This is a genomic window from Paracoccus sp. SSJ (assembly GCF_030234105.1).
Taxonomy (GTDB): Bacteria; Pseudomonadota; Alphaproteobacteria; order Rhodobacterales; family Rhodobacteraceae; genus Paracoccus; species Paracoccus denitrificans.
Map to the genome: position 1 here is coordinate 258878 of NZ_JASSPE010000005.1, position 7436 is coordinate 266313.

Consider the following 7436-nt stretch of genomic DNA (forward strand, 5'->3'; position numbering starts at 1 on the left):
GGTGCCAATCTGGTGCTGACCCATGGCGCGCATCTGCTGACCTGCCTGCGCGACGATTACCGCTGGATTCGCTTTCCGGCGCATTGGGACCTGCCGGGCGGGGCCGCCGAACCGGGCGAGACGCCGGTCGAATGCGCCCTGCGCGAGCTTGAGGAGGAATTCGGGCTGCGGCTTTCCGCCGGGCGGCTGACGGGACAGCCCTTCGTTTCGGTCCACGCTCCGCCCCGGGCCTCGTGGCTGTTTTGCGGCACGATCACCGCCGCCGAGATCGCCGCGATCCGCTTTGGCGACGAGGGGCAGGAATGGCGGATGATGCCGATTGCGGAATTCGTCGCCCATCCGCGCGCCGTGCCGCATTTCCGGGATCGGGTGCGGCTCGTTCTTGCCGGAGCGGGCTGCGGGATTTGAGAATCGGCCGCTGCCGTGCATGATCGGCCCATCGACAGGAAGGAGGCATGCATGTCTCGGATGCAGCTCTACCGCCGCAACGGCTGGGGCTCGGCCATCGTCGAGGCGCAGCTGGCGCATTACGGGCTTGAGGCCGAGGGGGTCGAGGTCGCGGACCTGTTCCTCGATTCGGCTGCAAGGCGCGAGCTGATGCGGATCAGCCCCGCGGGGCAGATCCCGGTGCTGATCCTGCCCGACGGGCGGGTGCTGTCGGAAAGCGCGGCGATCACGCTGCACCTGGCCGACATGACCGAGCGGGACGATCTGGTGCCGGCCGCCGGAGCCGCCGAGCGGCCGCGATTCCTGCGCTGGCTGATCTTTCTGGTCGCGCAGGTCTATCCCTGCTTTACCTTCGGCGACGATCCGGCGCGGTTCCTGACCGATCCGGCAGCGCAGAAGGAGCTGGGCGAGGCCACCACGGCACGGCTGCAAGAGCTTTGGACCGCGCTGGAGGGCGCGGTGGGCGCGCCGTGGTTCCTGGGCGAGCGCTTCTCGGCGCTGGACATCTATCTGGCGGTGATGACCAACTGGAAACCCGGCCCGGAATGGTTCGAGGCCCATGCGCCCAAGGTCTGGTCCATCGCCCGCGCCACGGTGGCGCGGGACGATCTGGCGCCGGTATTCCGGCGCAATTTCGGCTGATCAGAGCCCGGCCAGTTCCGCCGCGATCGCCTGTGCCGCGGCGCGCGGGTCCGCCGCCTGCCAGATCGGCCGGCCGACGACGATATGGTCGGCGCCGTTGGCGATGGCGGTGGCGGGGGTCTCGATCCGCTTCTGGTCGCCGGCATCGCTGCCCGCCGGGCGCACGCCGGGGGTCACGATCAACCGGCCCGCCGCCTCGGGCAGCGCGCGGATCGCCGCGGCCTCGCGCGGGCTGGCGATGATCCCATCGGCCCCGGCCTCGAAGGCGCGGGCGGCGCGGGTGGCCACGATCTCGGCCACGTCGCCCGGCACGATCAGCCCGGCATCGAGGTCGGCGCGGTCCAGCGAGGTCAGGATCGTCACCGCCAGGATCTTCAACCCCGAACCGCTTGCCCCCTGCTTTGCCGCCCGCACCACATGCGGATCGCCATGCACGGTCAGGAAATCGAGGTCGTATTGCGCGATGCCGCGGACCGCCGCCTCGACCGTGGCGCCGATGTCGAAGAACTTCATGTCCAGGAAGATGCGCTTGCCGTGTTCCTGCTTCAGCTCGTTGGCCAGCGCCAGCCCGCCGCCGGTCAGCATGCCCAGGCCGATCTTGTAGAAGCCGGCGGCATCGCCGATCTTTTCGGCCAGCTCAAGCCCGGCCAGCGCGTTCGGCACGTCCAGCGCCACGATCAGGCGTTCATCGGGGGTTTGGGTCATGCTTGGTCCTTTCAGCGGTTCCTGTCGGCGCGCCCGAATGTCCTATTGACGCGCCCGAATGCGACGGGGAAACTCCGGCGGGTTTTTTTTAAGGGGTATGTCATGCAGTTCAACATCACCATCCAGCGCGACCCGGAAGATCCTCGATCCGGCCCTATCACCGTCGGCTGGTTGCGGGCAACCGACAAAGGCGGGGTGCTGTTCGAACCGCCCGAGCGCGTGTCCTTTCGCGACACCAACCGCGCGAGTGCGAAATCCGCCGCGCGCTGCCCGGCGGTGATCGCGCTGGAAGCGCGCTATTTCATGATCAAGTGCCCGTTCGACCTGCATATCGGCTTTGACCGCGACGAGCAGGGGCGGGCCAGGCTCATCAACCGCGCCGGTGCCGCAGGTGCGGTTCGCAGCGGCCGCATGTCCGACGTGCTGATGCTGGTGAGCGAGGCCGAGTGGCGCTATCCCGACCGGCCGACGATCCAGATGAAGCTGCCCTATATCTTCATCGCGGACGAGCCGGTCTATATGACCCAGCTGGACAGTTTCGCGCATTACCGGCGCCGTCCGCTGCCGGGCACGATCTTCGGCGGGCGCTTTCCCATCAATATCTGGCCGCGCCAGTTGATGTGGGCCTTCGAATGGCACGAACCCGACAAGGACCTGATCCTCAAGCGCGGCGAGCCGCTGTTCTACGTCCAGCTGGAGGGCGACGGTCCCGAGCGTCCCTTGCAGCTTGTCGAGGCCGAGCGCACGCCGGAACTGCAAAGCTATATCGACCATGTCTCGGGCGTCGTGAACTTTGCCAACCAGACCTTCTCGCTGTTCAGGGCTGCCGAGGCGGCACGCCCGGCCAAGCTGCTGGTTGCGAAACAACGTCGCTGACACCTTGCAGAGCCGCGGACGCGTTTCCACATATCCCTCGAAGGCCAACAGGCTGCGTGCCGCCAAGCGGGCGCAGCCGGATCGGCGCTTTTGAAAGGAGACAACCATGGACATGGAAAAGTTCACGGAACGGTCGCGGGGCTTCCTGCAAGCGGCGCAGACCATCGCGATCCGCGAGGAAAACCAGCGCGTGATGCCCGAGCATCTGCTGAAGGCGCTGATGGATGACGATCAAGGCTTTGCCAGCAACCTGATCACCCGGGCCGGCGGCGATGCCCAGGCCGTCCGCCAAGCCGTCGATCAGGCGGTGGAGAAACAACCCAAGGTCAGCGGCGGGCAGGGGCAGGTCTATATCGATCCCAGCATGGTCCGCGTGCTGGACGAGGCCGAGAAGCTGGCCAAGAAGGCCGGCGACAGCTTCGTTCCGGCAGAGCGCGTGCTGACCGCGCTGGCCATCGTCAACACCAATGCCCGTGATGCGCTGGCTGCCGGCAAGGTGACCGCGCAGGCGCTGAACTCGGCGATCAACGATGTTCGCAAGGGTCGGACGGCCGATACCGCCAGCGCCGAGGACAGCTATGAGGCGCTGTCGAAATACGCCCGCAACCTGACCGAGGCCGCGGCCGAGGGCAAGATCGACCCGATCATCGGCCGGGACGAGGAAATCCGCCGTGCCATGCAGGTGCTGTCCCGCCGCACCAAGAACAACCCGGTGCTGATCGGCGAGCCGGGCGTCGGCAAGACCGCCATCGCCGAGGGCCTGGCGCTGCGCATCGTCGATGGCGACGTGCCCGAAAGCCTGCGCAACAAGCAGCTTTGGGCGCTGGACATGGGCGCGCTGATCGCCGGCGCGAAATATCGCGGCGAGTTCGAGGAGCGGCTGAAATCCGTCCTGAAGGAGATCGAGAACGCCGCCGGTGAGATCGTGCTGTTCATCGATGAGCTGCATGTGCTGGTCGGTGCCGGCAAGACCGACGGCGCCATGGATGCCGCGAACCTGATCAAGCCCGCCCTGGCGCGGGGCGAGCTGCATTGCGTCGGTGCCACCACGCTGGACGAATACCGCAAGTATATCGAAAAGGATGCTGCCCTGGCCCGGCGCTTCCAGCCGGTCATGATCGAGGAGCCGACGGTCGAGGACACGATTTCGATCCTGCGCGGCATCAAGGAGAAATACGAGCTGCATCACGGCGTGCGCATCAGCGATGCCGCGCTGGTGGCTGCCGCGACGCTGTCGCACCGCTACATCACCGACCGTTTCCTGCCCGACAAGGCCATCGACCTTATGGACGAGGCCGCGAGCCGGCTGCGCATGGAGGTGGACAGCAAGCCCGAAGAGCTTGACGCGCTGGACCGCCAGATCCTGCAGATGCAGATCGAGGCCGAGGCACTGAAGAAAGAGGACGACGCCGCCTCGCAGGACCGGCTGGAGAAGCTGGAGAAGCAGCTTTCGGAACTGCAGGAGAAATCCGCGACCATGACGGCGCGCTGGCAGGCCGAGCGCGACAAGCTGGAAGGCTCGCGCAACCTCAAGGAGCAGCTCGACCGTGCCCGCGCCGAGCTGGACCAGGCCAAGCGCGAGGGCAACCTGGCCCGCGCCGGCGAACTCAGCTATGGCATCATTCCCGGGCTGGAGCGGCAACTGGCCGAATCCGAAGGCAGCGAGGATGGCCCGATGGTCGAGGAAGCCGTCCGTCCCGAGCAGATCGCCGAGGTGGTGGAACGCTGGACCGGCATCCCCACCAGCAAGATGCTGGAGGGCGAGCGCGAGAAGCTGCTGAAGATGGAGGATGTGCTGAGCAAGCGCGTCATCGGCCAGTCCGAGGCGGTGACCGCGATCTCGAACGCGGTGCGCCGGGCGCGGGCGGGGCTGAACGACCCCAAGCGGCCGCTGGGCAGCTTCCTGTTCCTGGGCCCGACCGGCGTCGGCAAGACCGAGCTGACCAAGGCCATCGCCGAATACCTGTTCGATGACGACAGCGCCATGGTCCGCATCGACATGTCCGAGTTCATGGAGAAGCATTCGGTCGCGCGGCTGATCGGCGCGCCTCCGGGTTATGTCGGCTATGACGAGGGCGGTGTGCTGACCGAGGCGGTGCGGCGGCGTCCCTATCAGGTGATCCTGTTCGACGAGGTCGAAAAGGCGCACCCCGACGTGTTCAACGTGCTGTTGCAGGTTCTGGACGACGGCCAGCTGACCGACGGCCAGGGCCGTACTGTGGACTTCAAGCAGACGCTGATCGTGCTGACCTCGAACCTTGGGGCGCAGGCGCTGTCGGCGCTGCCGGAGGGGGCGGATTCGGGCCAGGCCCGCGCGCAGGTCATGGATGCGGTCCGGGCGCATTTCCGGCCCGAGTTCCTGAACCGTCTGGACGAGATCATCATCTTCCACCGGCTCACGCGCGAGAACATGGACGGGATCGTCAGGATCCAGCTCTGGCAGCTGGAAACCCGTCTCGCGCAGCACAAGATCGGGCTGGATCTGGACGAGGCGGCGCTGAAATGGCTGGCGGACGAAGGCTATGACCCGGTCTTCGGTGCCCGGCCCTTGAAGCGGGTGATGCAGCGCAGCCTGCAAAACCCCCTGGCCGAGATGATCCTGGCCGGCGAGGTGCTGGATGGCCAGACCGTGCATGTCAGCGCCGGACCCGATGGCCTGATCGTGGGCAACCGCGTGAGCACTGCCCATCTGGGCCCGGCGGATGAAAGCGGGCCGCGGGTGCCGCTGCACTAAGAAGCGAAGGGGCGGATGCTTGTGTATCCGCCCTTTTCCGATCCGACGCTCGCGCGGAACTCACGCGGAGTTTCATCGGCATCCGGCGGGCCGGGCGGCATGATGCATAGGCGACACAGGAGGAGCCGCCATGACGATGAAATGGTCCGAGGTGACGCCCGAAGCGGATTACCTGAACCGGCGGACCTTTCTGGCCGCGGGCATCGCGGCGCTGGCGACGCCCGCCCTTGGGCTGGGGGGGGCGCCCTCGGCCTTTTCGACCGACGAGGCGGCGAACAGCCTCGAGGACATCACTCATTACAACAACTTCTATGAGTTCGGCACCGGCAAAAGCGATCCGGCGCAATATTCCGGCAGCCTGAAGACCTCGCCCTGGTCGGTGACGATCGACGGCATGGTGGACCGGCCCGGCAATTACGGGGTCGAGGATCTGGCGCCCGAATCGGCGCTGGAGGAGCGCATCTATCGCCTGCGCTGCGTCGAGGCCTGGTCGATGGTCATCCCGTGGCTGGGGGTGCCGCTGGCCGGCGCTCTGGACAAGGCGGGCGTGCAGCCGGGCGCGAAGTTCGTGGCCTTCCGCACGCTTCACGACCCCGAGCAGATGCCCGGCCAGCGCAGCCGCATCTTGGACTGGCCCTATCGCGAGGGGTTGCGGCTGGACGAGGCCATGCATCCGCTGACGATCCTGGCGACCGGGCTTTACGGCCGGGTGCTGCCCAACCAGAACGGCGCGCCGATCCGGCTGGTGGTGCCGTGGAAATACGGCTTCAAGTCGATCAAGTCGGTGGTGGGGATCACCCTGACGGACACGCAGCCGCAATGCAGCTGGCAGATGATGCAGCCCGGCGAATATGGTTTTTATGCCAATGTGAACCCGCAGGTGGATCATCCGCGCTGGTCGCAGGCCACCGAAAGACGGATCGGCAGGGGGCTTTTCGGCGGACGGCAGGACACGCTGATGTTCAACGGCTATGGCGATCAGGTGGCCGGGCTCTATGCGGGCATGGACCTCGCGAAGCATTACTGATGGTGCAGCACCTCAATCGCTGGCTGCGGCACGTCCCTGTCTGGGCGGTCTGGCTGCTGGGGCTGGTCCCGCTGGGCCTGCTGGTCTGGGATGCGCTGCAGGGCCATCTGGGCGTCGACCCGGTGCGGGATATCGAGCATCGCCTGGGCCGCACCGCGATCTATTTCCTGCTGGCGACCCTGACCGTGACCCCGCTGCTGCGGCTGACGCGGCTGAACCTGATGCGATTCCGCCAAGCGCTTGGCCTGATCTGCTTTGCCTATGTCGCCTGCCATCTGGTGGCCTGGGTGGTCTTCGACATGGCCTTTCTCTGGGCGCAGATGCTCAAGGACGTGGTGAAGCGGCCCTATCTGGTCTTCGGCATGCTGGCCTTTGCCATGCTGCTGGCGCTGGCGCTGACCTCGAACCGATTCTCGATCCGCCGCATGGGGGCGGGTTGGCGGAAATTGCATCGGCTGGTCTATCCGGCGGCGATTCTGGCGGGGGTGCATTGGCTCTGGGCGTTGAAGGTGTGGGAATCGTGGCCGCTGACGATTCTCGGGACGATTCTTTTGTTGTTGTTTCTGCGTTTGCTGAGGAAATGGGGCTGGTCGGGCGTGTTTGGTGTGGTTCGGCGCGCTGGGTGATTGCTGGGCCGGGGGCTTGGCGTGCTGGGTCTGTTCAGAATTTCCATTTTGATTTCAGCTTCTTATCATTCTTTGTCATTTTTTTGAATTTTGTCTCTTGCGGGTTCCGGGCGGCCGGCCTAAATACCCGCTCACCGAGACGACGGGACGGTCGGAACGGGACGGGACGCGGCGCCGAAGGGCGCGGTTCCGGAGACAATCTGGGAATGAACGACCGGACGGGGCGTCGCTAGAATGGCGCAACTTCCGTGTTTTTCTTTCCTCTGCTTTTTGACATTGCTGTATATTTGAAGGGATATGTGGGCGGTCTGGTCGTTTTTCGACTAGGAAGCTTGTATATCGGCTCTCTAGGGCAACCGATGATGAGAGTGTCAGCTTC

The 7436-nt window shown here is 65.8% G+C and carries 7 protein-coding genes; 6 read left to right on the forward strand and 1 reads right to left on the reverse strand.

All coding sequences use genetic code 11. From position 1 onward, the window contains the following. Positions 1–12 precede the first annotated feature (12 nt). Positions 13–408, forward strand: a complete 396-nt coding sequence (locus QPR87_RS07900; RefSeq protein WP_041529682.1) for an NUDIX hydrolase — start codon at positions 13–15, stop codon at positions 406–408. A 51-nt stretch (positions 409–459) separates the two neighbouring features. Further along, positions 460–1089, forward strand: a complete 630-nt coding sequence (locus QPR87_RS07905) for a glutathione S-transferase family protein (RefSeq protein ID WP_285049022.1) — start codon at positions 460–462, stop codon at positions 1087–1089. On the opposite strand, the gene pyrF is transcribed toward QPR87_RS07905, so the two are convergent. After that, on the reverse strand, positions 1090–1794 hold the full coding sequence (pyrF, locus tag QPR87_RS07910) for an orotidine-5'-phosphate decarboxylase (RefSeq protein WP_011746410.1): 705 nt from the start codon (positions 1792–1794) through the stop codon (positions 1090–1092). Between the two features lie 102 nt (positions 1795–1896). Here pyrF and QPR87_RS07915 point away from each other — a divergent pair, with 102 nt between their 5' ends. The 4 genes from QPR87_RS07915 (at position 1897) to msrQ (ending at position 7057) form a co-directional block, all read left to right on the forward strand. Then, positions 1897–2670, forward strand: a complete 774-nt coding sequence (locus QPR87_RS07915) for a hypothetical protein (protein ID WP_285049024.1) — start codon at positions 1897–1899, stop codon at positions 2668–2670. Positions 2671–2776: 106 nt separating this feature from the next. Further along, positions 2777–5404, forward strand: a complete 2628-nt coding sequence (gene clpB / locus QPR87_RS07920) for an ATP-dependent chaperone ClpB (protein WP_285049025.1) — start codon at positions 2777–2779, stop codon at positions 5402–5404. Between the two features lie 130 nt (positions 5405–5534). After that, a complete protein-coding gene (gene msrP, locus QPR87_RS07925; protein ID WP_285049027.1) occupies positions 5535–6431 on the forward strand; it encodes a protein-methionine-sulfoxide reductase catalytic subunit MsrP in 897 nt (298 codons plus the stop codon). Continuing rightward, complete coding sequence (msrQ, locus tag QPR87_RS07930) at positions 6431–7057, forward strand: protein-methionine-sulfoxide reductase heme-binding subunit MsrQ (RefSeq protein WP_011746414.1); 627 nt, start codon at positions 6431–6433, stop codon at positions 7055–7057. Before msrP ends, msrQ begins: the two co-directional genes overlap by 1 nt. Positions 7058–7436 lie beyond the last annotated feature (379 nt).

Coding starts and splice junctions, on each gene's coding strand:
- msrQ (WP_011746414.1), top strand. CDS start 6,431: ATGGTGCAGCACCTCAATCGCTGGCTGCGGCACGTCCCTGTCTGGGCG.
- msrP (WP_285049027.1), top strand. CDS start 5,535: ATGACGATGAAATGGTCCGAGGTGACGCCCGAAGCGGATTACCTGAAC.
- QPR87_RS07905 (WP_285049022.1), top strand. CDS start 460: ATGTCTCGGATGCAGCTCTACCGCCGCAACGGCTGGGGCTCGGCCATC.
- QPR87_RS07915 (WP_285049024.1), top strand. CDS start 1,897: ATGCAGTTCAACATCACCATCCAGCGCGACCCGGAAGATCCTCGATCC.
- clpB (WP_285049025.1), top strand. CDS start 2,777: ATGGACATGGAAAAGTTCACGGAACGGTCGCGGGGCTTCCTGCAAGCG.
- pyrF (WP_011746410.1), bottom strand. CDS start 1,794: ATGACCCAAACCCCCGATGAACGCCTGATCGTGGCGCTGGACGTGCCG.